This window comes from Leptothrix cholodnii SP-6 (assembly GCF_000019785.1).
Lineage (GTDB): Bacteria > Pseudomonadota > Gammaproteobacteria > Burkholderiales > Burkholderiaceae_C > Sphaerotilus > Sphaerotilus cholodnii.
Map to the genome: position 1 here is coordinate 501,852 of NC_010524.1, position 24,991 is coordinate 526,842.

General features: G+C 67.5%; 25 protein-coding genes. 20 read left to right on the top strand and 5 right to left on the bottom strand.

Annotation, left to right across the window (positions count from 1 at the left end):
* Positions 1-24: 24 nt before the first annotated feature.
* The 8 genes from LCHO_RS02325 to LCHO_RS02360 all read left to right on the top strand — a co-directional run bounded on the left by LCHO_RS02325 (position 25) and on the right by LCHO_RS02360 (position 7,244).
* Entirely contained in the window at positions 25-1,344 is a 1,320-nt protein-coding gene (locus tag LCHO_RS02325; RefSeq protein ID WP_012345499.1) for an NAD(P)/FAD-dependent oxidoreductase, read from the top strand.
* A gap of 56 nt (positions 1,345-1,400) precedes the next feature.
* A complete protein-coding gene (locus LCHO_RS02330; protein WP_043704765.1) occupies positions 1,401-2,171 on the top strand; it encodes a DUF1365 domain-containing protein in 771 nt (256 codons plus the stop codon).
* A 73-nt stretch (positions 2,172-2,244) separates the two neighbouring features.
* On the top strand, positions 2,245-3,510 hold the full coding sequence (locus tag LCHO_RS02335) for an SAM-dependent methyltransferase (RefSeq protein ID WP_012345501.1): 1,266 nt from the start codon (positions 2,245-2,247) through the stop codon (positions 3,508-3,510).
* A 143-nt stretch (positions 3,511-3,653) separates the two neighbouring features.
* Entirely contained in the window at positions 3,654-4,181 is a 528-nt protein-coding gene (locus LCHO_RS23100; RefSeq protein ID WP_050757278.1) for a chalcone isomerase family protein, read from the top strand.
* On the top strand, positions 4,178-5,464 hold the full coding sequence (locus tag LCHO_RS02345) for an MFS transporter (protein ID WP_012345503.1): 1,287 nt from the start codon (positions 4,178-4,180) through the stop codon (positions 5,462-5,464). The genes LCHO_RS23100 and LCHO_RS02345 overlap by 4 nt, the downstream gene beginning before the upstream one ends.
* Before the next feature lie 2 nt (positions 5,465-5,466).
* Positions 5,467-6,015 (top strand): DUF3833 domain-containing protein, encoded by a 549-nt coding sequence (locus LCHO_RS02350; protein ID WP_012345504.1) that lies wholly within the window; start codon positions 5,467-5,469, stop codon positions 6,013-6,015.
* Between the two features lie 9 nt (positions 6,016-6,024).
* The gene (locus tag LCHO_RS02355) at positions 6,025-6,798 is read left to right on the top strand and encodes an SDR family NAD(P)-dependent oxidoreductase (RefSeq protein ID WP_012345505.1); all 774 of its coding nucleotides are present in this window, start codon (positions 6,025-6,027) and stop codon (positions 6,796-6,798) included.
* Positions 6,795-7,244 carry a nuclear transport factor 2 family protein gene (locus tag LCHO_RS02360; RefSeq protein WP_012345506.1) on the top strand — a complete coding sequence of 150 codons (450 nt, stop codon included), beginning with the start codon at positions 6,795-6,797 and terminating at the stop codon, positions 7,242-7,244. The genes LCHO_RS02355 and LCHO_RS02360 overlap by 4 nt, the downstream gene beginning before the upstream one ends.
* A gap of 6 nt (positions 7,245-7,250) precedes the next feature.
* Here LCHO_RS02360 and corA read toward each other — a convergent pair whose 3' ends face one another.
* Positions 7,251-8,213 (bottom strand): magnesium/cobalt transporter CorA, encoded by a 963-nt coding sequence (gene corA, locus LCHO_RS02365; protein ID WP_012345507.1) that lies wholly within the window; start codon positions 8,211-8,213, stop codon positions 7,251-7,253.
* Positions 8,214-8,658: 445 nt separating this feature from the next.
* On the opposite strand from corA, the gene hpf reads away from it, so the two are divergent.
* The 3 genes from hpf (at position 8,659) to hprK (ending at position 10,733) form a co-directional block, all read left to right on the top strand.
* Positions 8,659-9,006 carry a ribosome hibernation-promoting factor, HPF/YfiA family gene (gene hpf, locus LCHO_RS02370; RefSeq protein WP_012345508.1) on the top strand — a complete coding sequence of 116 codons (348 nt, stop codon included), beginning with the start codon at positions 8,659-8,661 and terminating at the stop codon, positions 9,004-9,006.
* 220 nt (positions 9,007-9,226) lie between these two features.
* On the top strand, positions 9,227-9,697 hold the full coding sequence (locus tag LCHO_RS02375) for a PTS sugar transporter subunit IIA (RefSeq protein ID WP_012345509.1): 471 nt from the start codon (positions 9,227-9,229) through the stop codon (positions 9,695-9,697).
* Positions 9,698-9,755: 58 nt separating this feature from the next.
* Positions 9,756-10,733 carry an HPr(Ser) kinase/phosphatase gene (gene hprK, locus LCHO_RS02380; RefSeq protein ID WP_012345510.1) on the top strand — a complete coding sequence of 326 codons (978 nt, stop codon included), beginning with the start codon at positions 9,756-9,758 and terminating at the stop codon, positions 10,731-10,733.
* 36 nt (positions 10,734-10,769) lie between these two features.
* On the opposite strand, the gene fur is transcribed toward hprK, so the two are convergent.
* A complete protein-coding gene (gene fur / locus LCHO_RS02385) occupies positions 10,770-11,201 on the bottom strand; it encodes a ferric iron uptake transcriptional regulator (RefSeq protein WP_012345511.1) in 432 nt (143 codons plus the stop codon).
* Between the two features lie 108 nt (positions 11,202-11,309).
* On the opposite strand from fur, the gene LCHO_RS02390 reads away from it, so the two are divergent.
* From LCHO_RS02390 to groL, 9 genes are all read left to right on the top strand, one after another.
* Positions 11,310-11,858: an outer membrane protein assembly factor BamE gene (locus LCHO_RS02390; protein ID WP_012345512.1), complete on the top strand. Its 549-nt coding sequence runs from the start codon at positions 11,310-11,312 to the stop codon at positions 11,856-11,858.
* A gap of 11 nt (positions 11,859-11,869) precedes the next feature.
* A complete protein-coding gene (gene dapB / locus LCHO_RS02395; RefSeq protein ID WP_012345513.1) occupies positions 11,870-12,679 on the top strand; it encodes a 4-hydroxy-tetrahydrodipicolinate reductase in 810 nt (269 codons plus the stop codon).
* Between the two features lie 12 nt (positions 12,680-12,691).
* Positions 12,692-13,393 (top strand): MotA/TolQ/ExbB proton channel family protein, encoded by a 702-nt coding sequence (locus LCHO_RS02400; protein WP_012345514.1) that lies wholly within the window; start codon positions 12,692-12,694, stop codon positions 13,391-13,393.
* The gene (locus LCHO_RS02405) at positions 13,375-13,815 is read left to right on the top strand and encodes an ExbD/TolR family protein (RefSeq protein ID WP_012345515.1); all 441 of its coding nucleotides are present in this window, start codon (positions 13,375-13,377) and stop codon (positions 13,813-13,815) included. Before LCHO_RS02400 ends, LCHO_RS02405 begins: the two co-directional genes overlap by 19 nt.
* A gap of 78 nt (positions 13,816-13,893) precedes the next feature.
* The gene (gene leuS, locus LCHO_RS02410; protein ID WP_012345516.1) at positions 13,894-16,557 is read left to right on the top strand and encodes a leucine--tRNA ligase; all 2,664 of its coding nucleotides are present in this window, start codon (positions 13,894-13,896) and stop codon (positions 16,555-16,557) included.
* Positions 16,554-17,126: an LPS-assembly lipoprotein LptE gene (locus tag LCHO_RS02415; RefSeq protein WP_012345517.1), complete on the top strand. Its 573-nt coding sequence runs from the start codon at positions 16,554-16,556 to the stop codon at positions 17,124-17,126. Before leuS ends, LCHO_RS02415 begins: the two co-directional genes overlap by 4 nt.
* A gap of 9 nt (positions 17,127-17,135) precedes the next feature.
* The gene (holA, locus tag LCHO_RS02420; protein WP_012345518.1) at positions 17,136-18,224 is read left to right on the top strand and encodes a DNA polymerase III subunit delta; all 1,089 of its coding nucleotides are present in this window, start codon (positions 17,136-17,138) and stop codon (positions 18,222-18,224) included.
* Between the two features lie 174 nt (positions 18,225-18,398).
* Positions 18,399-18,689, top strand: a complete 291-nt coding sequence (gene groES / locus LCHO_RS02425) for a co-chaperone GroES (RefSeq protein WP_012345519.1) — start codon at positions 18,399-18,401, stop codon at positions 18,687-18,689.
* 45 nt (positions 18,690-18,734) lie between these two features.
* Positions 18,735-20,384 (top strand): chaperonin GroEL, encoded by a 1,650-nt coding sequence (gene groL, locus LCHO_RS02430; RefSeq protein WP_012345520.1) that lies wholly within the window; start codon positions 18,735-18,737, stop codon positions 20,382-20,384.
* A gap of 71 nt (positions 20,385-20,455) precedes the next feature.
* On the opposite strand, the gene LCHO_RS21900 is transcribed toward groL, so the two are convergent.
* The 3 genes from LCHO_RS21900 to LCHO_RS02450 all read right to left on the bottom strand — a co-directional run bounded on the left by LCHO_RS21900 (position 20,456) and on the right by LCHO_RS02450 (position 24,974).
* Positions 20,456-22,579: an FkbM family methyltransferase gene (locus LCHO_RS21900; RefSeq protein WP_012345521.1), complete on the bottom strand. Its 2,124-nt coding sequence runs from the start codon at positions 22,577-22,579 to the stop codon at positions 20,456-20,458.
* A 106-nt stretch (positions 22,580-22,685) separates the two neighbouring features.
* A complete protein-coding gene (locus LCHO_RS24090; protein ID WP_012345522.1) occupies positions 22,686-23,096 on the bottom strand; it encodes a pilin in 411 nt (136 codons plus the stop codon).
* A gap of 165 nt (positions 23,097-23,261) precedes the next feature.
* A complete protein-coding gene (locus tag LCHO_RS02450) occupies positions 23,262-24,974 on the bottom strand; it encodes a tetratricopeptide repeat protein (protein ID WP_150105401.1) in 1,713 nt (570 codons plus the stop codon).
* Positions 24,975-24,991 lie beyond the last annotated feature (17 nt).

A 24,991-nucleotide genomic window follows, 5' to 3' on the forward strand; every position in this document is an offset into this window, starting at 1 on the left:
GTTTTTCTTGGCGGGGCCTGAACCATGCGACGCATTGCTGTCATCGGTTCGGGCATTGCCGGCCTGTCCACCGCCTGGCACCTGAGCGAGCCGGGCGCCGGCTGCCGGGTCACGCTGTTCGAGGCCAACGACTACGTCGGCGGCCACACCCACACGGTCGACGTCAGCCTGCCCGATGGGCACGGCGAGCGTGTCACGCACGGGGTCGACACCGGTTTCCTGGTCTTCAACCGCCGCACCTACCCGGAGTTGCTGAAGCTGTTCGCCGCGCTCGACGTCGAGGTGGCGGCCTCCGAGATGTCGTTTTCGGTGCAGGCCGAATCCGGTGGCCTGGAGTGGAGCGGCTGCAGCCTCGACACCGTGTTCGCCCAGCGCCGCAACCTGCTGCGCCCGCGTTTTCTCGGCATGCTGGCCGAGGTGCTGCGCTTCAACCGCCTGTGCACCGCGCTGGCCGAGGCCGGTGACGATACCGCGCTGGCGCAGGGCATCGGCGATTTCCTCGACGAGCACCGCTTCGGCCAGGCGTTCCGGCGCTGGTACTTCCTGCCGATGATCGGCTGCATCTGGTCGTGCCCGACCGAGCAGATGCTGGCCTTCCCGGTCGCCACGCTGATCCGCTTCTGCCACAACCACGGCCTGCTGCAGGTGACCGATCGGCCGCAGTGGTACACGGTGGTCGGCGGCGCGCGCAACTACGTGCAGCGCATGCTGCCGCGCATCGCCGACCTGCGGCTGGCGACGCCGGTGATCGGCGTGCGGCGCACCGGCCTGGGCGCGGGCGTGCAGGTGTTCAGCGCCACGGGTGCCGAGCATTTCGACGAGGTGGTGTTCGCCTGCCACAGCGACCAGACCCTGCGCATCCTCGGCGCCGAGGCCAGCCAGGCCGAACGCGCCGTGCTGGGCGCGATCAGCTACCAGCGCAACCGCGCCGTGCTGCACACCGACGCCAGCCTGCTGCCGCAGCGCCGCAAGGCCTGGGCGGCCTGGAACTACGAACACGCACCCGACGTCGACACCGAAAGCTCGGGCGTGTGCCTGCATTACCTGCTCAACCGCCTGCAGCCGCTGCCGTTCGCGCAGCCGGTGGTGGTGTCGCTGAACCCGGTGCGCGAGCCACGGGCCGACCAGGTGCTGGCGAGCTTCGACTATGCGCACCCGGTGTTCGACCTCGGCGCGATCGCCGCGCAGCGCCGGGTCGGCGAACTGCAGGGCCGCCAGCACAGCTGGTTCTGCGGCGCCTGGACCGGCTACGGCTTCCACGAGGACGGCCTGAAATCCGGCCTCGCGGTGGTGGCCGGCCTGCGCGAGCGCTGGGCCGGCTCGACCGACAGGCTGGCCGCATGAGCCCGCCGGGCCGCCCCCAGGGCGAATACCGGCGTGCGCCGCACGAAGGCGCCCCCGTGAACGCCGCCGCGCTGATCGGTCGCGGCACGGTACGCCACACGCGGCTGCGGCCGGTGCTGCACGCCTTTGCCTACCCGACCTGGTTCCTGATGCTGCCGATGCGCAGCCTGCGCCGCCAGCCCCTGGCCGCACTGCCGCGCAACCGCGCCGGCGTGGTCAGCTTTCACGACGCCGACCACGGCGCGGGCGGCGCCGACGCGCTGGCCTGGTTCGAGGACCTGCTGCGCCAGGAAGGCGTCGACGGCGTCGACGGTGAGGTCTGGCTGCAGACCTATCCGCGCGTGCTCGGGTATGCCTTCAAGCCGGTCAGCTTCTGGTACGGCCACGCCGCCGACGGCCGGCTGAAGGCGGTGCTGGCCGAGGTCAACAACACCTTCGGCGAGCGCCACTGCTATCTGCTGCACGGCGAGCACCTCGCATTCGGCCGCGAGCTGCTGGCCGACAAGGTGTTCCACGTCTCGCCGTTCTGCGCGGTGCAGGGCGCCTACCGCTTCCGCTTCATGCAGGTGCCGGCACAGGGCGGCCAGCCGCCACGCCTGATCGCCCGCGTCGACCACGAGGACGCCGACGGCCCGCTGCTGCAGACCAGCGTTAGCGGCCAGCTCACGCCGCTGACCCGGGCCGCGCTGTGGCGCGCCTGGGCGGCGATGCCGCTGCTGACGCTGGGCGTGATGGCGCGCATCCACTGGCAGGCGCTGCGGCTGTGGCTCAAGCGCGTGCCTTTCCTGCACAAGCCGACACCGCCGAGCGCGCTGGTCAGCCGCTGAGCGCGGCGCCGTTCCGCTTTCCGTCACGCACGGCCATCCCGCCATTTCCCCACGCAGCCCCGGACCCTGAGCCATGCCCGACACCGCCACGACCCACCGGCCCCTGTTCTGCCCCGGCGCCCGCGTTGCCGCGCCGGCCGATCTTCAATCCGTGCTCAGCCGTGCGCCAGCCGCGGCGCGTGCCGTCTTCAAGCTGCTCGGCCGGCTCGAACACGGCACGCTCGAGCTGCAACTGCCCGACGGCAGCCACACCCGCATGGGCAGCGGCGCGGCGCCGCGTGCGGCCATCCGCATCGACGACTGGGCGGTCTGCGCGGCCACGCTCAAGTCGGGCGACATCGGTTTTGCCGAGAGCTACATCGCCGGCCACTGGGGCACGCCCGACCTGGCCGCGCTGCTGCGCCTGTTCATCGCCAACCGCGAGCGCATCGAATCGGTGATCTACGGCAAGCGCTGGGGTGGCCTGCTCTACCGCCTGCGCCACCTGTTCAACCGCAACAGCCGCGCCGGCAGTCGCCGCAACATCCACGCCCATTACGACCTCGGCAACGCCTTCTACCGCCGCTGGCTCGACGAGACGATGAACTACTCGAGCGCCTGGTTCGACGGCCGGCTCGACCAGCCGCTCGCGCAGGCCCAGCGCGCCAAGGTGCGCCGCGCCATCGACGAGGTCGGCGTGAGGCCCGGCCAGCGCGTGCTCGAGATCGGCTGCGGCTGGGGCGCGGTGGCCGAGTCGGTGGCGCGTGAACGCGGCGCGCACCTGACCGGCGTGACGCTGTCGACCGAGCAGCTCGACTACGCCCGCCAGCGCCTGGCCGACGCCGGCCTGGCCGAGCGTGCCGACCTGCGCCTGCAGGATTACCGCGACATCGCCGACGCGCCGTTCGATGCCGTGATCTCGATCGAGATGTTCGAGGCGGTCGGCCGCAGCTACTGGCCGTCGTATTTCGAGACCGTCAAGCGCTGCCTCAAGCCGGGCGGCCGTGCCTGCATCCAGAGCATCACGATCCGCGACGACCTGTTCGAGCGCTACGTGCGTTCGACCGACTTCATCCAGCAGTACATCTTCCCCGGCGGCCTGCTGCCCAGCATCAGCGAGTTCACGCGCGCCGCCGAGCGCGCCGGCCTGGTGGTCGAGCGCCAGCTCGCCTTCGGCCCCGACTACGCCGAGACGCTGCGGCGCTGGCGCGCGGCCTTCCTGGCGCAGGAGCGCGAGGTCATCGGGCTCGGCTTCGACACCCGCTTCATGCGCACCTGGGAGTTCTACCTGGCCTATTGCGAGGCCGCGTTCGACACCGGCAACACCGACGTCGTGCAGTTCACGCTGCGCCGGCCCTGAAATGAAACAGCCCTCACGCTCACTTCGTTCGCTGCCCCCCTCGGGGGCGCGTCAGTCCCTTGGGGCGGCCCGGCGGTACTGACATGAAACCCGCCTCACTCGCACGTCGTCGGTGCTTGGCTGACCTGGGTGCCGCTTGTGTCGTGTTGGCTGCCGCGCCTTCGCTGGCATGGGCCCAATCCGTCGACCCGGCCACCGCAGCGCCGGCCGAGGTGGCGAGCACGCTGACGGGCGCGCGGTTGCAGGGCCAGCTGCGTTTTCGCTGGTTCGGCCTGCACATTTACGACGCCCGGCTCTGGTCGCGGGAACGGGTGGCATCGGACGACTACGCCGGCCGCGAGTTCGCGCTCGAGCTGCAGTACGCCCGCAGCCTGGCCGGCAGCGCCATCGCCGAGCGTTCGATCGACGAGATGCGCAAGCTCGATGCCGTGAACGAGGCGCAGGCCACCGCCTGGCTGGCGGCGATGCGGGCGGCGTTTCCCGACGTCCAGGCCGGCGAGCGCATCACCGGCCGGCACCGGCCTGGGCAGGGCGCGAGCTTCTATTTCAATGGTCGCGCCACCCGCGAGATCGCCGACAGCGAATTCGCCCGGCTGTTCTTCGGCATCTGGCTGTCGCCGCGCAGCGGCTCGGCCAGCCAGCGCGCCGCCTTGCTCGGGCAGCCGGCGTGAACGCGGCGCAGCAGGCGGTGCCGTGGCGCGCCGGCCTCGGCTACGGCGCGCTCGGCCTGCCGCTGGCCTTCGTGGCGCTGCCGCTGTATGTGCTGCTGCCGCTGCACTATGCCGATCGCTACGGCGTGTCGCTCGCTGCGCTGGGCCTGCTGCTGCTGGCGGCGCGGGCCTTCGATGCGGGGGTCGATCCGCTGCTCGGGCGCTGGGCCGATCGGCTGCTGGCGGCCGGGCCGCGCGCCGCCTGGGCGGTGATCGGCGGCGCGGCCGGGGTGCTGGCGCTGGGTTTCGTCGCGCTGTTCTTTCCGCTGGTGCGGGGCGAGTCGGCGCTGCTGGTGTGGTGCGGCGTCGGGCTGCTGGTGACCTATCTCGCCTACAGCACCGCCAGCATCGTGCACCAGGCCTGGGGCGCGCGGCTGGGCGGCGGCGACGCGGTGCAGGCGCGCTGGGTGTCGTGGCGTGAAGGCGCGGCGCTGGCCGGCGTGATAGTGGCGAGCGTGCTGCCGTCGCTCGCCGGGCTGGGCTGGACGGCCGCCACGCTGGCGGTGCTGCTGCTGATCGCGTGGGCGATGCTGGGCCGCGTGCAGCGCGTCAGCGTCCCACGGCACGAGACGGCGCCGACTCCGCACGCGCCGATCTGGGCGCCATGGTCGCAGCCCGCCTTTCGCCGCCTGATCGGCGTCTACCTGCTCAACGGCGTCGCCAGCGCGGTGCCGGCCACGCTGGTGCTGTTCTTCGTGCGCGACCGGCTGCAGGCGCCGGCCTGGGAGGGCGCTTTCCTGGCCGCCTACTTCGCCGCCGGCGCCTTGTCGCTGCCGGTCTGGGTGCGCGTGATCTCGGCCTGGGGGCTGATCCGCAGCTGGGCCGCCGGCATGGTGCTGGCGGTGCTGACGTTTGCCGGCGCCTGGAGCCTGGGCGCGGGCGATGTCGCCGGCTTCATGCTGGTCTGCCTGGCCAGCGGGCTGGCGCTCGGTGCAGACCTGGCCGTGCCCGGCGCGCTGCTGGCCGGCGTGGTGCGGCGCAGCGGCTCGGGCGGCATCGCCGAGGGCGCGTATTTCGGCTGGTGGAACGGCGCGACCAAGTTGAACCTGGCGCTGTCGGCCGGCCTGGTCCTGCCCGCGCTCGAATGGGCCGGTTATCGCCCCGGCAGCACCGACGGCGAGGGCCTGCTGGCCCTGAGCCTGGCCTACGCCGTGCTGCCCTGTGTGCTCAAGCTGCTCGCCGGCCTGGTGTTGTGGCGATCTGCGCCGGCCATTTCCGCCGGCTCGTCAACGAAGGAAACCTGACCATGAATCCGCTGCGCTCGATCCGACGCCTGGGCCTGCTGTTCGCGCTGTGCACGCCGCTGTGGCTGGCCGGCTGTGCCTCGCCGCAACCGCAGGACTACGCCGATCAGACCCCCAAGCTCGACCTGCGCGAGTACTTCAACGGCGACCTGACCGCGCACGGCCTGTTCACCGACCGCTCGGGCGCCGTCAAGCGCCGCTTCACGGTCAAGATGAAAGGCACGTGGCAGGGCGACCAGGGCGTGCTCGAAGAAGACTTTCTCTACAGCGACGGCCAGACCGAGCGGCGCGTCTGGCGCCTCACGCGCGGCGCCGACGGCCGCTACACCGGCCAGGCCGACGACGTGATCGGCACCGCACAGGGCCAGGCCGCCGGCAACGCGCTGCGCTGGCAGTACACGCTGCGGCTGAAGGTCGACGACAGCACCTACGATGTGAAATTCGACGACTGGATGTTCCTGATGGACCGCCAGGTGATGCTCAACCGGGCGGCGATGAGCAAGTTCGGTTTCCACCTCGGCGACGTCACCCTGTCGTTCCACAAACCCTGAACCGATCCGATGTCCCTCAATCCCAAGCTCACCGACTGGCATGGCAAGGTGGTCTGGCTGGTGGGCGCGTCCAGCGGCATCGGCCGCTCGACCGCCGAGCGGCTGGCCGAACGCGGTGCGCGCGTGGTGGTGTCGGCGCGCAACGTGCAGGCGCTGCAGCAGTTCACCGACCGCTATCCGAAAAGCCTGGCGCTGCCGGTCGACGTCACCGATCCCGGCGGCCTGGCCGGTGCGGCCGATGCGCTGATGGCGCGCTGGGGTCGGCTCGATCTGGTGGTCTATTGCGCCGGTCACTACCGCGCCCAGCGCGCCACCAGCTTCGATCTCGACGAGATGCTGCGCCACGTGCAGATCAACTACGTCGGCGCGCTGCACCTGCTCGACGTCGTGCTGCCGATCCTGCTGAACCAGCGCAGCGGCCACATCAGCCTGATCTCGAGCGTGGCGGGTTACCGCGGCCTGCCGCAGGGCCTGGCCTACGGGCCGACCAAGGCGGCGCTGCACAACCTGGCCGAGACGCTCTACATGGACCTGCGTGATCGGGGCGTGGCGGTGTCGGTGATCAACCCGGGTTTCGTCGAGACGCCGCTGACGGCGCACAACGAGTTCCGCATGCCCGCGCTGATCTCGCCGCTGGCGGCGGCCGACGCGATGCTCAAGGGCTGGGCGCGCGGCGAGTTCGAGATCCACTTTCCCAAGCGCTTCACGCGCATCCTCAAGCTGCTGGGCTGGCTGCCGCAGGGCCTGTACTTTGCCGCGGTGCGCCGCGCCACTGGCCTGTGACGCCGCCGCTGCCGCGCCACGCCGATGTCCGGGTCGACCGGCTGGTGCGCTATTTCGAGTCGCTGGCACCGGCCGATCTGGACCGGCTCGACCAGATCTACAGCGCCGACGCCGCGTTCAAGGATCCCTTCAACGAGGTGCGCGGCATCGCGGCGATCCGGCCGATCTTCGAGCACATGTTCCGCACGCTGCGCACACCGCGCTTCGTGGTGCGCGAGGCGATCGGGCAGGGCGATCAATGCTGTCTGACGTGGGATTTCCTGTTCGTCGCGCCCGGCATGGGCGAGCGCGAACAGTGCATCCGCGGCGCCACCCACGTGCGCTTCGATGCCGCCGGCCGGGTCTGCCTGCACCGCGATTATTGGGACGCGGCCGAGGAGCTCTACGAGAAGCTGCCGCTGCTGGGCGCGCTGATGCGCTGGCTCAAGCGCCGCGCCGCAACCTGACGGCGCTCAGCGCATCCAGCCCTTGCGGCGGAAGTAGATCAGCGGCGCCGCCACCGATGCCACCATCAGCCCGAGCGCGAACGGGTAGCCCCAGCGCTGCGACAGCTCCGGCATGTGCGCGAAGTTCATGCCGTAGATGCTGGCGATCAGCGTGGGCGGCAGCAGCGCCACCGAGGCCACCGAGAAGATCTTGATGATCTTGTTCTGGTTGATGTTGATGAAGCCGACCGTGGCGTCCATCAGGAAGTTGATCTTGTCGAACAGGAAGGCGGTGTGCGAGTCGAGCGAGTCGATGTCGCGCATGATCTGGCGCGCCTCCTCGAACTGCTCGGCGTTCAACATGCGGCTGCGCATCATGAAGCTGACCGCGCGTCGCGTGTCCATCACGTTGCGGCGGATGCGGCCGTTGAGGTCTTCCTCGTGGGCGATGGCGCCCAGCGCCTCGCCGGCCGCGCGGTCGTCGACCTCCTGCTTGAGCACCCGGGCGCTGACTTTCTCGAGGTTGTCGTAGATGCCTTCGAGTGCATCGGCCGAATATTCGGCGTCGGCGTCGTAGAGCTTGAGCAGCACGTCCTTCGCGTCCTCGATCAGCGCCGGGATGCGGCGCGCGCGCAGGCGCAGCAGGCGAAACACCGGCAGATCCTCGGCGTGCACCGAAAACAGCACGTTGTTGTAGAGGATGAAGGCGACCCGCACGTTGCGCGGCGTGACGTCGTCGTCGATCAGGAAGTCGGAGCGGATGTGCAGCTCGCCGTTGTCTTCTTCGTAGAAACGGGCCGATTCCTCGAGGTCTTCGCCGACCACGTCGTCGGGGATGTGCAGGCCGAAGCGGGTCTGGATCCAGTCCTTTTCCTGCCGCGTCGGCGCTTCGAGATCCACCCACACGGGCGAAAGCGCCGCCATCGTGTCGGGCTGATCGATCTCTTCCTGGTAAAGCCGACCGCTGGCCAGCGTGAAGACGTTGAGCATGGAGGCTCCTGCGGCACGACATCGTTCCGATGTCGTCGGACCTGGGTGATGAGGGGAATGCGGGTACCCGTCTCACCCCCGGCCCAGACCACCATCGAGGTGGGCGTCGGGAGGGACGGTCACCGAGGGTGACAGCTGTCCAAGACTCGCTCCGGTCAACAAAACATCGGCAATTATTGCACCGGCTGTCGACGCCGCCACGGCCTCGGCCGACAGCGGCCGGCCTTGACGGGGACAAGTGGCGAGAAGGCGCCCGATGGCATCAGGATTGGCGTCAGATCAAGGTGTGAAGAGGAATCTGGCACGTCGATGACAGGGTGGCCCCGCCCGGACTTGTCAGCCTGCAGTGAAGAGGTCACACTGGGCTCGACCTAGCCGGAAACGGTTTTCCACTTTTGTCCCAGTGACCCAGCTCCCCCCACCCACCCTCTCGAATGGAGGACACATGAACCTGACGATCAGTGGTCACCACCTTGAAGTAACTCCCGCACTGCGCGAGTACGTACTCACGAAACTGGACCGGGTCACCCGGCATTTTGATCAAGTGGTGGATGTGAACGTGCTACTGACGGTCGAAAAGCTGAAGGAAAAGGAACGCAGACAGAAAGCGGAAGTGACCTTGCACGTCAAGGGCAAGGACATCTTTGTCGAGAGCGCGAGCGAAGACCTCTATGCCGCGATCGACCAATTGATGGACAAGCTCGATCGCCAGGTGGTGCGCCACAAGGATCGACTGCAGGACCATCATCACGAATCGCACAAGCGAACTGACGCCGCCGGCGGAGTCGTTTGATCGCTTCGCGATAACGCAAGACAGGGCCCCGCAAGGGGCTTTGTTCATTTCGGGAATGAATCGGTCACGCGGTGTTGCCATGCAGCAACCCGTGAACGAACCCCGACCCTTGAGGGGGAAGGCCTTGCCGTCGGACGGGGTGTGATTCCTATAATCAAATCTCCTTTGAATATCTGAAGCGCTCGCCAAGGCATCCCGCTCAAACCGGCGCTCGATCCAGATGAACCGTCTCGCCGCCATCCTGCCCGCCAGCAATGTGCTGGTGCAAGTGGATGCGTCCAGCAAGAAACGCGCATTCGAGCAGGCTGGCTTGCTGTTCGAGAATCAGCACGCGATCGCACGTGCCACCGTCACCGACAACCTGTTCGCGCGTGAGCGACTGGGCTCGACCGGCCTGGGTCACGGCGTGGCGATTCCGCATGGCCGCATCAAGGGTCTGAAGAATCCGCTGGCTGCGGTGCTGCGTGTCGCCCAGCCGATCGCCTTCGAGGCGCCGGATGACGAACAGGTCACCTTGCTGATCTTCCTGCTGGTGCCCGAGGCGGCCACTCAGCGCCATCTCGAGATCCTGTCCGAGATTGCCGAACTGCTGTCCGACCGCGAGTTGCGCGAACGTCTCAAGACCGAGCCTGATCCGGCCAAGGTGCACGAGATGATCTCCCGCTGGGAGCCGCTGAAGTCCGTCGCCTGATGCCGTTGCGTCAGCGCGGCCGGATGTCGACACCGAGCGCCGTTGTCGGAGTGCGTGCTTGAAACCGACCGTCATCAGCGCCGATGCCCTGTTCGACGCCCATCGTGCGGCGCTCAAGTGGGAATGGATCGCCGGCCACGCGCACCCCGAGCGGCGTTTCGATGAAGTCGCCGTGCGCGATGCGCAGTCTGCAGCCGATCTGGTCGGCTACCTCAACTACATCCATCCTTACCGCGTGCAGATCGTCGGTCGCCGCGAGGTGCGTTACCTGCAGCCTGGCGACGCAAGTGGCGACAACCCGGTCGAACTGCAAGAAAAGCGCATCTCGCGCATCGTGACGCTCGAGCCGCCGGTCCTGGTGGTCGCCGACGGCTGCACGCCGCCCGACCGGCTGGTGGCGATGTGCGAGCGGGCCGACATCCCGCTGTTCTGCACCGAGGACTCCGCCGGCCACGTGATCGACGTGCTGCGCGGCTACCTCAGCCAGCATTTCGCCGAACGCACCTCGCGTCACGGCGTGTTCATGGACATCCTCGGTCTCGGCGTGCTGCTCACCGGCGAGTCGGGCCTGGGCAAGAGCGAACTCGGCCTGGAACTGATCTCGCGCGGCCACGGCCTGGTGGCCGACGACGTGGTCGATCTGTTCCGCGTCTCGCAGGCCGCCATCGAAGGGCGCTGCCCCGAACTGCTGCGCAACCTGCTCGAGGTGCGCGGCATCGGCCTGCTCGACATCCGCGCCATCTTTGGCGAGACGGCGGTGCGCCGCAAGATGCGGCTCAAGCTGATCGTGCACCTGGTGCGCAAGGAAACGCTCGACCGCGACTTCGAGCGGCTGCCCTACGAGCCGCTGTTCGAGGACATCCTCGGCATGCCGGTGCGCAAGGTCGTGATCGCCGTCGATGCCGGCCGCAACCTGGCCGTGCTGGTCGAGGCGGCGGTGCGCAACACCGTGCTGCAGCTGCGTGGCATCGACACCTACCGCGACTTCATCCAGCGCCACCGCGACCTGATGGACAGCGGCGACTCCGGTCTCTGAACTGCGCGGCGGACCGGGCGCGTGACCCGGAGAACGTCACTTCGAGTGACGGTGCGGGCAGGCGTCCTTGGTGCAGTGGGCGTAGAGCGCCAGCGAATGCTCCTGCAGCCTGAAACCGCGTTCGGTGGCGATCTCGCGCTGGCGCAGTTCGATCTGCGGGTCGAAGAACTCCTCGACCCGGCTGCAGTCCATGCACACGAGGTGATCGTGGTGCTGGCCCTCGTTGAGTTCGAAGATCGACTTGCCGCTCTCGAAGTGGTTGCGCGACAGGATGCCGGCCTGCTCGAACTGCATCAGCACGCGGTAGACCGTGGCCAGGCCGATGTCCGAGCCGTCGGCCAGCAGCAGCTTGAACACGTCCTCGGCCGTCATGTGGCGCTCTTGGGCGCGCTGGAAGATCTCAAGGATCTTGATGCGCGGCAAAGTGGCCTTCAGGCCCGAGCTCTTGAGTTCATCCGCGTTGGTCATGGGGGGCAGGAAAGGGTCTGGAACGGGGCGCGCTGGCTGGGCCTCGCTAGAATCCGCGCATCATATCGGCATGTGCCCCCCATCCTGGCACCGGCAAAAAATACCACCATGGCTCTCGTGTCCAGGCTTTTTGCGCGGTCCGCAACCGGTGCGCTGACGTTGCTCGCGCTGGCGGGCTGTTCCACCAACACCGACCGCAATCTCCTCGGCGTCATCACGCCCTACCGCATGGAAGTGGTCCAGGGCAACGTCGTCACGCAGGAGATGGCCGCGCAACTGCGCAACGGCCTGACGCGCGAGCAGGTGCGCTCGCTGCTCGGCTCGCCCTTGCTGATGGACATCTTCCACGCCGACCGCTGGGACTATGTCTTCACCATCCGCCGCCAGGGCACCGCGCCCCAGCAGCGCCGCGTGACGATCCTGTTCGACAAGGACCGTGTCGCCAGCTTCGAGGCCGCGCAGCTGCCGTCCGAGCGCGAATTCGTCGATTCGATCGACGCCAGCAAGGTCGAGCGGCGTGCCCAGCCGCTGGCCTTGAGCGACGACCAGTTGCGGGCCCTGCCCTTGCCGCAGCCGTCCAAGGCCGCGGCGCCGTCCGTCGGTGCCAGTGGCCCGCTGCGCAACTATCCGCCCCTCGAACCCATCCTGGCTCGCTGAGCCCTGCGCCGATGACCGCTACCCTTCCTATCGCCGTGGCCGGCTGCACCGGCCGCATGGGCCACATGCTGATCGAGGCCGTGCTCGCCGCCGACGACTGCCGCCTGGCCGGCGCGCTCGATCGCCCCGGCAGCCCCGCCGTCGGACACGATGCGACGGCCTTCCTGGGCCAGGCCTCGGGCGTGCTGGTGGCTTCGGATCTGCACGCGGGTCTCAAGGACGCACGCTTCCTGATCGACTTCACCCGCCCCGAAGGCACGATGGCCCACCTCGCGGTGTGCCGTGAGCTGGGCGTGAAGATGATCATCGGCACCACCGGCTTCACCGACGAGCAGAAGGCACAGATCGAAGCCGCATCGAACGACATCGCCATCATGATGGCGCCCAACATGAGCGTCGGTGTCAACGTCGTGCTGCGCCTGCTCGACATGGCCGCGCGCGCGCTCGACCAGGGCTACGACATCGAGATCGTCGAGGCCCACCACCGCCACAAGGTCGACGCCCCCAGCGGCACCGCCTTGAAGATGGGCGAGGTCGTCGCCGCCGCGCTCGGCCGTGACCTGAAAGACTGCGCCGTCTACGGCCGCGAAGGTGTCACCGGCGAACGCGACCCGTCGACCATCGGCTTCGCCACCGTGCGTGGCGGCGACGTGGTCGGCGACCACACGGTGATGTTCATGGGCACCGGCGAGCGCATCGAGATCACGCACAAGTCGTCCAGCCGCTCCACCTACGCGCAGGGCAGCCTGCGTGCGGCGCGGTTCCTGGCCGGTCGCTCGCATGGCCTGTTCGGCATGGACGACGTGCTCGGCCTGGCCTGACCACGCCGCGCCATGAACGGGCTGCAACAGATCTGGTCCGAAGGCGATGCGGTCAGCCGCGGGGTCGCGCTGCTGCTGCTGGCGATGTCGGTGAGTGCCTGGGTGCTGATCTTCTGGAAGAGCTGGGTGCTGGGCCGCGCACGCCGCGATCTGGCCGTGGTCGTGCCGGCCTTCTGGCGTGCGCCCGACCTCGACGCCGGTCAGCGCCTGCTCGCCAGCCGTGACCGCGAACAGCTGCTGCTGCCGCTGCTCGACGCCGCGCTGCGCCCGGTCTCGGCCGACACGCTCGAAGCCGGCACGCACACCCAGGCGCAGCTGACGCGCCGCCTGCGCGACGCGCTGCACGGCGTGCTGGCACAGCTGCAGCAGGGCCAGGTGCTGCTCGCGTCGGTCGGTGCCACGGCGCCGTTCATCGGCCTGTTCGGCACGGTCTGGGGCATCTACCACGCGCTGCTGGGCATCTCGGCGGCGGGCAGCGTCAGCATCGACAAGGTCGCCGGCCCGGTCGGCGAGGCGCTCATCATGACCGCCGCCGGCCTGGCGGTGGCGATCCCCGCCGTGCTGGCCTACAACCTGTTCGGCAAATGGGTCGGCGCCTGCGAGGCCGATCTCGAAGGCTACGCCCATGACCTGCGCGAGATGCTGGTCGAGCAGGCCGGCCTGACCCCGCGCCATCCGCCGGCCGGCGAGGAATCATGGCCTTCGGCCGGCTAGAGCGCCGCAGCCTGCCCCAGCCGATGAGCGACATCAACATGACGCCGCTGATCGACGTGATGCTGGTGCTGCTGGTGATCTTCATGATCACCGCGCCGCTGATGAGCGCCAGCCTCAAGCTCGACCTGCCACGCGCCGACGGCGCCGGCCCGGTCAACGAGACGCCGCAGTCGGTGTCGATCGCGCTGCAGGCCAACGGCGCGCTCTACATCGGTGACGAGCGGCTGGAGCCGGCGGCGTTCGCGCAGCGCCTGACCGAGATCGGCCAGCGCGGCGGCACGCCGCCCGAGGTCCAGCTGCGCGCCGACCAAGCCGCGCCCTACGGCCTGGTGGCTCGGCTGATCGGCCAGCTGCAGACGGCCGGCCTGAACCGCATCGCCTTCGTCACCGAGCCCGGCGCGGCCGCATCGGGCCCGCGCTGACGACGATAATCCGCCTCTTTCGCCTCCCAGGCCGGCCGCCCGATCGGGTCGAACCGGCCCCGACGTAGTGCCCGCGCCATGAACGAAAAGTACGATCCCGCCGCCATCGAATCCGCCGCCCATGCGCAGTGGGTCGCGGCCGATGCCTACCGCGTCGACGAAAACGCCCGCGACAGCCAGGGCCAGCTCAAGCCCAAGTTCTACGCCTGCTCGATGCTGCCGTACCCCAGCGGCAAGCTGCACATGGGCCACGTGCGCAACTACACCATCAACGACATGCTCACGCGCCAGCTGCGCATGAAGGGCATGAACGTGCTGATGCCGATGGGCTGGGATGCCTTCGGCCTGCCGGCCGAAAACGCCGCGCTCAAGAACAGCGTGCCGCCCGAAAAATGGACGCGCGAGAACATCGCCACCATGAAGGGCCAGATGCTGGCGATGGGCCTGGCGATCGACTGGAGCCGCGAGGTCGCCACCTGCGACCCGACCTACTACAAATGGAACCAGTGGCTGTTCCTGAAGATGCTCGAAGCCGGCATCGCCGAGCGCCGCACCCAGGTCGTCAACTGGGACCCGGTCGACCAGACCGTGCTGGCCAACGAGCAGGTCATCGACGGCCGCGGCTGGCGTTCGGGCGCGCTGGTCGAGAAGCGTGAGATCCCGGGCTACTACCTCAACATCGTCAAGTACGCCGATGAGTTGCTCGGCGCGGTGGCCAATCCGGAAGATCCGAACTACCTGTCGGGTTGGCCCGAGCGCGTGCGCCTGATGCAGGAGAACTGGATCGGCAAGAGCGAGGGCGTGCGTTTCGCCTTCCCGCACCAGATCGCGGGCGCCGACGGTGAGCTGATCCAGGGCGGCAAGCTCTACGTCTTCACGACCCGCGCCGACACCATCATGGGCGTGACCTTCTGCGCCGTGGCGCCGGAGCATCCGCTGGCTGCACACGCCGCGGCGACGAACCCGGCGCTGGCCGCGTTCATCGCCGAATGTGCGCATGGCGGCACCACCGAAGCCGAACTCGCCACGCAGGAGAAGAAGGGCCTGCCCACGGGCCTGTTCGTGACGCACCCGCTGACGGGCGCGCAGGTCGAGGTCTGGGTCGGCAACTACGTGCTGATGAGCTACGGCGACGGTGCCGTGATGGGCGTGCCGGCGCACGACGAGCGCGATTTCGCGTTCGCCAAGAAATACGGCATCTCGATCCGGCAGGTCGTGCAGGCCGAAGGCCAGACCTTCAGCCTCGACGGCTGGGCCGACTGGTACGGCGACAAGCAGCGCGCGGTGTGCGTCAACTCGGGTCTGCTCGACGGACTGCCGTACAAGGAGGCCGTTTCCAAGGTCGCCGAACTCGTCGGCGCTCAGGGCCTGGGCGAGAAGAAAACCACCTGGCGCCTGCGCGACTGGGGCATCAGCCGCCAGCGTTACTGGGGCACGCCGATCCCGATCATCCATTGCGACGATTGCGGCTCGGTGCCGGTGCCCGAGAAGGATCTGCCGGTCGTGCTGCCGATCGACTGCGTGCCCGATGGCAGCGGCAATCCGCTCAAGAAGCGCACCGACTTCCTGAACGTCGCCTGCCCCTGCTGCGGCAAGCCCGCGCAGCGCGAGACCGACACGATGGACACCTTCGTGGACAGCTCGTGGTACTTCATGCGCTATTGCGACGCCCGCAACAGCGAACAGATGGTCGCCGGCGGCACCGACTACTGGATGCCGATGGACCAGTACATCGGCGGCATCGAACACGCGATCCTGCACCTGCTGTACGCGCGCTTCTGGACCAAGGTGATGCGCGACCTGGGTCTGGTGAAGGTCAACGAACCCTTCACCAAGCTGCTCACGCAAGGCATGGTGCTCAACCACATCTACTCGCGCCGCACCGACAAGGGTGGCATCGAGTACTTCTGGCCGCACGAGGTCGAGAACGTGTTCGACGCCGGCGGCAAGGTCACCGGCGCCAAGCTCAAGAGCGACGGCTCGGCGGTGGATTACGGCGGCATCGGCACGATGTCGAAGTCCAAGAACAACGGCGTCGATCCGCAGGACCTGATCAACCAGTACGGCGCCGACACGGCCCGGCTGTTCGTGATGTTCGCGTCGCCGCCCGAGCAGACGCTGGAGTGGAACGACGCCGGCGTCGAAGGCGCGCACCGTTTCCTCAAGCGCGTGTGGGGCTTCGGCGTCAAGCAGGCCGAGTTGCTGAAGGGCGCGACCGAGGTCGGCGCCGAGCTGTCGGGTGATGCCAAGGCGCTGCGCCGCGAGGTGCATCTGGTGCTCAGGCAGGTCAGCTACGACTACGAGCGCATGCAGTACAACACGGTGGTCAGCGGCTCGATGAAGCTGCTCAACGCGCTCGAGGCCTACAAGCACGACGGCAGCGCCGGCAGCGCGGCCGTGTTGCGCGAAGGTTATTCGGTGCTGCTGCGCGGCCTGTATCCGGCCTGCCCGCACATCACGCATCACCTGTGGTCCGAACTCGGTTATGCCGCCAAGCTGGGCGACCTGCTCGACGCGCCGTGGCCCGAGGTCGTCGAAGCCGCGCTGGTGCAGGACGAGATCGAGCTGGTGCTGCAGGTCAACGGCAAGACGCGCGGTTCGATCAAGGTGCCCGCCGCAGCCGACAAGGCCGCGATCGAGGCGGCCGCTGCGGCCAGCGCCGAGGTTGCCAAGTTCGCCGACGGCAAGCCGATCAGGAAGTTGATCGTGGTGCCGGGCCGCCTCGTCAACGTGGTGGTGTGAGCACGGCCCCGTTCGATCGCGCGCCGCGCCGGCGCCTGCTGGTGCGGGCCGGTGCGGCCGGTGCGGCCGGTGCGCTGCTCGCGGCGCTGGCGGGCTGCGGCTTCCAGCTGCGCCGCCCGCCCGAGCTGCAGCTCAAGCGCATCCATCTGAAGGGTTTCGATCGCTATTCGTCGATGGCCGACGAGTTGCGCCGCCAGCTGCGCCTGAGCCCCGGTGCGCAGCTGGTCGAAGCTGCCGGCGAGGCCGACGCGGTGCTCGAAGCGATCGTCGACACGTCCGGTCGGGTGGTGGCCGCCTCCACCGCCGCCGGTCAGGTGCGCGAGCTGACCTTGCGCGCCGCCTTGCGTTTCCGTGTGCTGGACGCTGCCGGCCGCGAACTGCTCGGCCCGACCGAACTCGCCCAGAGCCGCGACATGAGCTACGCCGAAAACGACGCGCTGGCCAAGGAAAACGAGGCCCAGCTGCTGTTGCGCAACATGCATGGCGACATCGCCAACCAGGTGCTGCGGCGCCTGGCCGCGCTGGCACCCGCTGCCGCGCCGGCCTCGGCCGCGTCTGCCGCTCGCTGAGGCCGCGCCGTGCAACTGCGCTCCGATCAGCTCGGCGCCGCCCTGCAGCGCGGCTTGCGCCCGCTCTACGTGATCCACGGCGACGAGCCGCTGCTGGCGCAGGAAGCCGCCGACCTGATCCGCGCCGCCGCCCGCAAGGCCGGCCACACCGAGCGCAGCGTGTACACCGTCGCCGGTGCGCATTTCGACTGGTCGGGCCTGCTCGGCGAGGCCCAGGCGCTGAGCCTGTTCGCCGACAAGCGACTGATCGAGATCCGCATCCCCGGCGGCAAGCCCGGCAAGGACGGCTCGGAGGCGCTGCAGCGTTACGTCGAGACGCTGTCGGACGACAACATCACGCTGATCGTGCTGCCGCGGCTGGACCGCACCCAGCTCGCCAGCGCCTGGTTCACCGCGCTCGACGGCGCCGGTGCGAGCGTGCGGGTCGACCCGATCGAGCGCCGCGCGCTGCCGCAGTGGATCGCCCAGCGGCTGGCGGCGCAGCAGCAGCGCGTCGAGGACGGCGAGCCCGGCCAGCGCTGCCTGGCGTTTTTTGCCGACTGCATCGAGGGCAACCTGTTGGCCGCGCACCAGGAGATCAGCAAGCTCGGGCTGCTCCATCCGCCGGGCGTGCTGACCTTCGAGCAGGTCGAGGGCGCGGTGCTGAACGTCGCGCGCTACGACGTCTTCAAGCTCGGCGAGTCGGTGCTGGCCGGCCAGGTGGCGCGCGCGCTGCGCATGCTCGAGGGCCTGCAGGCCGAGGGCGAAGCCGCCGTGCTGGTGCACTGGACCTTGAGCGAAGACCTGCGCTCGCTCGCGCGCGTGCAGGCGGCGCTGCAGCAGGGCCGGCCGCTGCCGATGGCCTTGCGCGAGGCGCGGGTCTGGGGCGTCAAGGAAAAGCTCTTCGAGCGCATCGTGCCCGGCCTGTCCACCGAGCGGCTGGCCGAGCTGATCGCCGCCGCCCACCTGTGCGACGGCATCGTCAAGGGCCTGCGCGCACCGGGCTGGCCGCAGGATCCGTGGGCCGCCTTGCAGCGCCTGCTGCTGATGACCATCGACGCGCTGCCGGGGCAGGGCGGCGGCGCCAAGACCGCCGCGCGGCTGGCCCTGCGCGCCTGATCGCGGCGCACGTGCCCACACAAATCGTGCGGGCGCCCCTCTTGAAACGCGGCGGACCGTTCCTATAATCTGTTTTCGTTAGCACTCGCCGGTGGTGAGTGCTAGTGGTCCAGGCTCCCGTCCAAGGGGCCGGACGCCCCACCCGAATCCAGCTCAGCCTACCTAGGAGATGCAATGAAGCTTCGTCCCCTGCACGATCGCGTGATCGTCAAGCGCCTTGAACAAGAAACCAAGACCGCATCGGGCATCGTCATCCCCGACAACGCCGCCGAAAAGCCTGACCAAGGCGAAGTGCTGGCCGTCGGCCCGGGCAAGCGCAATGACAAGGGTGATTTCGTCGCCCTGAACGTGGCCGTCGGTGACCGCGTCCTGTTCGGCAAGTACAGCGGCCAGACCGTCAAGGTCGACGGCGACGAACTGCTCGTGATGCGCGAAGAAGACCTCTTCGCCGTGGTCGGCAAGTAAGCCACCACGCCACGCACCCGAACAACTGAATCTGGAGAATTGAACATGGCAGCAAAAGACGTGATCTTTGGCGGCGAGGCACGTGCCCGCATGGTCGAAGGCGTGAACATCCTGGCCAACGCGGTCAAGGTCACCCTGGGCCCCAAGGGTCGCAACGTGGTGCTCGAGCGCTCGTTCGGCGCCCCGACCGTGACCAAGGACGGTGTGTCCGTGGCCAAGGAAATCGAGCTCAAGGACAAGCTGCAGAACATGGGCGCGCAGATGGTCAAGGAAGTTGCTTCCAAGACCAGCGACAACGCCGGTGACGGCACCACCACCGCCACCGTGCTGGCCCAGGCCATCGTGCGCGAAGGCATGAAGTACGTGGCCGCCGGCATGAACCCGATGGATCTGAAGCGCGGCATCGACAAGGCGGTGCACGCCCTGGTCGCCGAGCTGAAGAAGGCTTCGAAGGCCACCACGACGTCGAAGGAAATCGCCCAGGTTGGCTCGATCTCGGCCAACAGCGACGAATCGATCGGCACCATCATCGCCAACGCGATGGACAAGGTCGGCAAGGAAGGCGTCATCACCGTCGAAGACGGCAAGTCGCTGGACAACGAGCTCGACGTCGTCGAAGGCATGCAGTTCGACCGCGGCTACCTGTCGCCGTACTTCATCAACAACCCCGAGAAGCAAGCCGCGCTGCTGGACAACCCGTTCGTCCTGCTGTTCGACAAGAAGATCTCGAACATCCGCGACCTGCTGCCCACGCTGGAGCAGGTGGCCAAGGCCGGCCGTCCGCTGCTGATCATTGCTGAAGAAGTCGACGGCGAAGCGCTGGCGACCCTGGTGGTCAACACCATCCGCGGCATCCTGAAGGTCGTGGCCGTCAAGGCGCCTGGCTTCGGCGACCGCCGCAAGGCCATGCTCGAAGACATCGCCATCCTGACCGGCGGCAAGGTCATCGCCGAAGAAGTCGGCCTGACGCTCGAGAAGGTCACGCTGGCCGATCTGGGCCAGGCCAAGCGCGTCGAAGTGGGCAAGGAAAACACCACCATCATCGACGGCGCCGGTGCCGCTGGCGACATCGAAGCCCGCGTCAAGCAGATCCGCATCCAGATCGAAGAAGCCACCAGCGACTACGACCGTGAAAAGCTGCAAGAGCGCGTGGCCAAGCTGGCCGGCGGTGTTGCACTGATCAAGGTCGGCGCGGCCACCGAAGTCGAGATGAAGGAAAAGAAGGCCCGTGTCGAAGACGCCCTGCACGCAACCCGCGCAGCCGTCGAAGAAGGCATCGTGGCTGGCGGCGGCGTGGCTCTGCTGCGTGCCAAGCAGGCTGCTGGCGAGATCAAGGGCGACAACGCCGACCAGGACGCCGGCATCAAGCTGGTCCTGAAGGCGATCGAAGCCCCGCTGCGCGAAATCGTCTACAACGCCGGCGGCGAAGCCTCCGTCGTCGTGAACGCCGTGCTGGCCGGTTCGGGCAACTACGGCTTCAACGCCGCCAACGACACCTATGGCGACATGATCGAAATGGGCATCCTGGACCCGACCAAGGTGACCCGCACCGCGCTGCAGAACGCCGCGTCGGTCGCATCGCTGATGCTGACCACCGAGTGCATGGTTGCCGAGGCTCCGAAGGATGAAGCCGCCGGCGGCGGCATGCCCGGCGGCATGGGTGGCATGGGCGGCATGGGCGGCATGGACATGTGATGTCCGCCGTCTGAGCACGGCTCAGGCAAGTGAGAAGGGCCGCGGTGACGCGGCCCTTTTTTATTGTCCGGTCAGTACATCACCCGGTTCGTGAGCCGGATGTTGTTGATCAGCAGTCGCCGGTTGACGTCGGCACGATCGATCGGCTCGACGCCGTGAAATGACCGCTCCGTCTTCGGAAAGGCGAGCAGCCGGTTGGGCAGGAAATCGACCCGTCCGACCTGATCGAATTTCGCGTGTGGATAGTGAGGGCCGCCCCAGCAGGTGAAGTCGGCTTGTTTGGGCCGGTAGAGCGACGTGCCCAGTTCCTGCATGGAGGTGTCCGACGGCAGATAGAAGAGGAACGTCACCAGCCGATGTGGCGCATCGGTGTGCGGTCCGATGGCGTAGCGGGTCTGGTCGTTGACCAGCAGCGCATCGCCACGCACGTTGAGTTGGCCTTCGGCCCGCTGCACGGCGGCGATGCGTGGTTCCAGTGCTTGGTGGAACTTCTCGACAAACGCTTGCAGGAATGTGTCGCTGTACATCCAGTCCGCGAGTTCGCGCCAGAAGCGCGCCTGCTCCTGGCTCAGACGGGCGAAGTCGCTTTCTTCAAAGAGCGTGGTCATGCGCTCCTTGTAGTTGTCCTTGCCGACACGTCCGGTTTCGCTCAGCGGCCGCATGCTCGACAAGGCCGGGAACTGGCGCAGCATCTCGGCGTAGTAGTCGGGCGGGAACACGTCGTCGATCACCGCATGCGGGAACGGCGCGTCGGTGACCGGCGCCTGCGCAACCCGCTCCAGCACGTGGTGCAACACGTCTCGGGCCCGGCTCGACATCGGCAGCCTGAGCGTGGTGCGCTGGATCAGTTCGACCTTCTTTTCAAGCTGGCGCGTGAAGATGAACTCGCCGACGCCCTCGAAGGCCCCCGACGCCCGCAGAGCGCCCTGGGCCTGCTGCGGGTCATGGCTGAAGCCGAGTTCATGCAAGGTCTGGATCACCTGCCGGTGTTCGTCCAGATGGGTGTTGAGTTCGACCAGGACGGTCTTGACCTTCGGATCGCGCAAGGTGGTGAGTGCCCCCGCGATCACCTTGTGCTCGAAGCCGTCGACGTCGAGCTTGATGTGGTCCGGAACGGGCACCGATCCGGCGCTCACCAGCTGGTCGAGCGTGACGCTGAATGCGCCCTGGGCAAAGGCCGAGCCGCGCGGCTTGAGATCGAAGCCGACCTGCTCGCCAAACGAGTGGCACGAGCCGCCCGGGCTGAAGTCCGACAGGTACAGCTTGTCGGCGCCACTGGTGTCCGACAACGCGAGCGGGTAAGCCACCACCCGGCCCGACAACCCATTCAAGGCGATGTTGCTGTTGAGCAGGGCGTAGTTCTGCGACTCGGGTTCGAAGGCATGCACCTGCACGCCGCGGCAGACCGCGCCGAACACCGAGTACATGCCCACGTTGGCGCCGACATCGACCAGTACCTCGCCGCTCTTCATCTGCTTGAGCCAGGCGATGGTGTCGGGTTCCTTGGTGAAGAGGCTTTCGACACGCCACTGCGTCATGCGGTTGGGCGTGTGGAACTTCAGGCGCTTGTCGTCGACCAGGATGCTGGTGACCGTGGCGGCCGCGTCCGGGGTGGCTGTCTTTGCCGGTTTGGACGGGTTTGCGGGCTGGGGCAGGCGGAAGCCTGACAGGTCGAGATCCTCGGCATGTAGCGCCTTCAGGATCAGGGTGAACTCGTTGCCTTCTTCTTCGCGCACATCGACGATGTCGAAACGCGACAGGAAGTGCTCGCGCCACCATGAAAACGGTTGAATCGTCAGGTGGGCGTTGCGGCCGTCAGCCAGTTTCTTGACGGCCGGGCGTGTGGCCACCGTGATCAGTGCGGCCTTCTGCGTCACCCGGCACAGGTCGTCCAGCACGTCGTCGATGCAGTCGGGCTCGACATGTTCGAGCACGTCGGTGCAGACCACCACGTCGGCAGGTTTCGGCTCTGCGCTCAACTCGGGAATGGCCGGGTCATAACCTCGCACCTGGCGTGCCGCCAGTGCCGCGGCCAGGGTCTGCTTGCCGCAGCCGTAGTCGAGGATGTCGCCGGCCTTGACCCGATCGGCCAGTGCGGCGACCACCGGTGCCCAGCGCTGTCCGCTGGTGCCGTAGTCGGGGCGATCGGCATGCAACTGGGCGTTGAGCTGTGCGTAGTGGGCGGTGATCAGCATGGCGTGGAGTCAGGAACCGGGATGTGCGATTGTGCTGCGCGGAAACAAAAAAGCGGCCGGATCGCTCCGGCCGCTTCGGCATTGGGCTTGAGGCGCCGTGTGTGCGTCAGTCTTGGCGGCAGGACGACGGCGAGAGGTTTTCCGGGTTGACCGTGCAGGACCAGACAACGGTGTTGGCCGAGGCGTTCCAGCTCGGTACCAGCGTCACGGTGACGGCCGTGCCACCGAATTCGGCTGTGGCGCCGACGATGACGATGCCCGTGGCTGCCACCGAAGCTGAAGCGACCTTGCCGGCGGCACCCGGGGCCGTGATGCCCGAGACATTGATCGCACCGGCGTTCTGCGAATTTTCAGTGACGGCAGTACGGGTCGAGCTGGCTGCGAGCAGCAACTCCGAAACCTTGGCGCGCAAGGTGTAGTCACGGTAAGCGGGCAGCGCAACTGCGGCCAGGATGCCGATGATCGCGACGACGATCATCAGTTCGATGAGGGTGAAACCTCGTTGGATGCTCTTCATGTGCAACTTCCCTTCGGGGACCAAAACAAGAGGCCTAGATGTCTAGGTGGGTAGGCATAGTAATGCAACAGCCGTGCCTGTTTTTTGGCCCTTGAATTGGGGGTTTGGAGCCTCCCGATTTGATAGATCCGGCCAAATCCCACGGATCGGTTGCCAGGTTCTGACCTAATTTGTCAGGGCTTTCAGTGCGAGTGCCAATTCTCGACACGTTTGTGCCCAGTCGCCCGGCGCAGGTTGTCGGAAGATCCGGGAGCTGGGATACCAGGGCATGCTGTTTCGACCGGCGGTGTAGCGCCAGCCGGGAGCGTGTGGTGTCAGTACCCATACTTCCTTGCCGATGGCGCCGCTCAGGTGGGCGACAGCCGTGCAGACGGTGATCACCAGATCCAGTGAGCAGACCAGTGCGGCCGTTTCGTCGTAGTCGACATGGGCCTCGGGAAAATCATGGATGCGTACGCCATGCAGTTGCTCGAGCTGAGTCAGTTCGGGCGAGTAGTTGCCGTACTGAAGATTGACGAAGTGCACATCGGGCACGTTCAGGATCGGTCCCCACGTCTCGGGCTGGATGGTGCGTGCACGGATTCGGGTCCGATCGGTGCCGCCCCGCCAGGACAAGCCGACCTTGAGTCCCGCTCCGATCGACCGGTCGAGGCGTTCGGTCCATGCCGTTACCCGTTCAGGATCGGCTTTCAGAAAGCCGCTGTGACGCGGGAAATCCTCGTCGCGATTGCGAAAAAAAGACGGAAGGTCGCCCGACGGAATTTGCCACTGCGGCGTCCGGCAGCCCGACAGCCAGTCAGCTTGGTTGCGTCGCTGGGTGGCGATGACTTCAACCTGAGGAAACGAACGCTGGAACAGCCGACCCAGTCGGGGGTCACACTCCAGGATGACATGCCCCATCCGACTGGACAGATCAGGGGTGCAGGAGGCGAACATGATCTCATCGCCGAGCCCTTCGTCGGCCAGCACCAGCAGCGTGTCTTCAGGCGATGGTCGGCCGTTCCAGCGCCGGAACGGCATCGGTCGGAACGGCGAGGCGCCTGCTGCAAAACGGGCTGAATAATTTGCCCATCCCTGCTCCCATCTGCATTCAAGTAGATCGAGCTGGCACAGGTACCAGCGCGCATGGTGGTCGCTCGGGGATCGTGTGATCACCTTCTGGAATACCTCGCGAGCGCCCGCGTAGTTGCCCGCGTGCTGGTAAGCGCAGCCCAAGTTGAGAAGCAGGATGTTGGATGGGTTCTCGAGCGAGTGCAGCGCCTCTTCGTACGCCGTGATGGCTCGTGTATCCTGATCTAGGCGCAGATAGGCGTGGCCCAGTCCGGTGAGTGCATCGGCGCTGGCGGATCCGTTCAGGCTGGCCTGAAAGGCGTCGCGGGCAAGTTCGATCCGGTTGAGCGCAAAGTGGCATTGTCCGATGTGGAATTGCGCCTTGGCTCGCAAAGGCTCGTTCGGGGTGACATCGACGCAGGCCAGCAGCGCGGTCAGGGCTTCTTCGTAGTGATCCTGGCGCAGCAGCGTTTCGCCCAGTCGATACCAGGCATCCGCGAGTCGTGGCTCCAGGGTGACCGCCACATTCAATGCATTGACCGCGGCCGTCAGCGCCGACATCGCCAGATGGCATTCGGCCAACTCGAACTGGACGATTGCCGGCCGTGCTGCCGTCAGCAGAGCGCGGTCGCAACAGGCGATGCCGTCTTCCGGCTCGCGTTGACGCCGGTGCAATTCGGAGCGAAGTACCAGCAGCGACGGCTCGTCTGGCGCCTGTTCAAGGGCTGGGAGCAAGCAGGCAAGTGCCGCTTCGAGATCGTTGTCCGCCATCAGCGACAGCGTCTTGGCGACCGCCGGATGGGGCTCGACCGCCGGGGCTGCAGTCACGGGTGCAGCCTTGCGTT

Excerpts from the sequence above, each read along its gene's own strand:
- hpf (WP_012345508.1), top strand. The coding sequence starts at position 8,659 with ATGAACCTGACGATCAGTGGTCACCACCTTGAAGTAACTCCCGCACTG.
- dapB (WP_012345513.1), top strand. The coding sequence starts at position 11,870 with ATGACCGCTACCCTTCCTATCGCCGTGGCCGGCTGCACCGGCCGCATG.
- LCHO_RS02405 (WP_012345515.1), top strand. The coding sequence starts at position 13,375 with ATGGCCTTCGGCCGGCTAGAGCGCCGCAGCCTGCCCCAGCCGATGAGC.
- LCHO_RS02400 (WP_012345514.1), top strand. The coding sequence starts at position 12,692 with ATGAACGGGCTGCAACAGATCTGGTCCGAAGGCGATGCGGTCAGCCGC.
- fur (WP_012345511.1), bottom strand. The coding sequence starts at position 11,201 with ATGACCAACGCGGATGAACTCAAGAGCTCGGGCCTGAAGGCCACTTTG.
- LCHO_RS02325 (WP_012345499.1), top strand. The coding sequence starts at position 25 with ATGCGACGCATTGCTGTCATCGGTTCGGGCATTGCCGGCCTGTCCACC.
- groES (WP_012345519.1), top strand. The coding sequence starts at position 18,399 with ATGAAGCTTCGTCCCCTGCACGATCGCGTGATCGTCAAGCGCCTTGAA.
- LCHO_RS24090 (WP_012345522.1), bottom strand. The coding sequence starts at position 23,096 with ATGAAGAGCATCCAACGAGGTTTCACCCTCATCGAACTGATGATCGTC.
- LCHO_RS21900 (WP_012345521.1), bottom strand. The coding sequence starts at position 22,579 with ATGCTGATCACCGCCCACTACGCACAGCTCAACGCCCAGTTGCATGCC.
- LCHO_RS02355 (WP_012345505.1), top strand. The coding sequence starts at position 6,025 with ATGTCCCTCAATCCCAAGCTCACCGACTGGCATGGCAAGGTGGTCTGG.
- LCHO_RS02350 (WP_012345504.1), top strand. The coding sequence starts at position 5,467 with ATGAATCCGCTGCGCTCGATCCGACGCCTGGGCCTGCTGTTCGCGCTG.
- LCHO_RS02335 (WP_012345501.1), top strand. The coding sequence starts at position 2,245 with ATGCCCGACACCGCCACGACCCACCGGCCCCTGTTCTGCCCCGGCGCC.
- groL (WP_012345520.1), top strand. The coding sequence starts at position 18,735 with ATGGCAGCAAAAGACGTGATCTTTGGCGGCGAGGCACGTGCCCGCATG.
- corA (WP_012345507.1), bottom strand. The coding sequence starts at position 8,213 with ATGCTCAACGTCTTCACGCTGGCCAGCGGTCGGCTTTACCAGGAAGAG.
- LCHO_RS02375 (WP_012345509.1), top strand. The coding sequence starts at position 9,227 with ATGAACCGTCTCGCCGCCATCCTGCCCGCCAGCAATGTGCTGGTGCAA.
- LCHO_RS02390 (WP_012345512.1), top strand. The coding sequence starts at position 11,310 with ATGGCTCTCGTGTCCAGGCTTTTTGCGCGGTCCGCAACCGGTGCGCTG.
- leuS (WP_012345516.1), top strand. The coding sequence starts at position 13,894 with ATGAACGAAAAGTACGATCCCGCCGCCATCGAATCCGCCGCCCATGCG.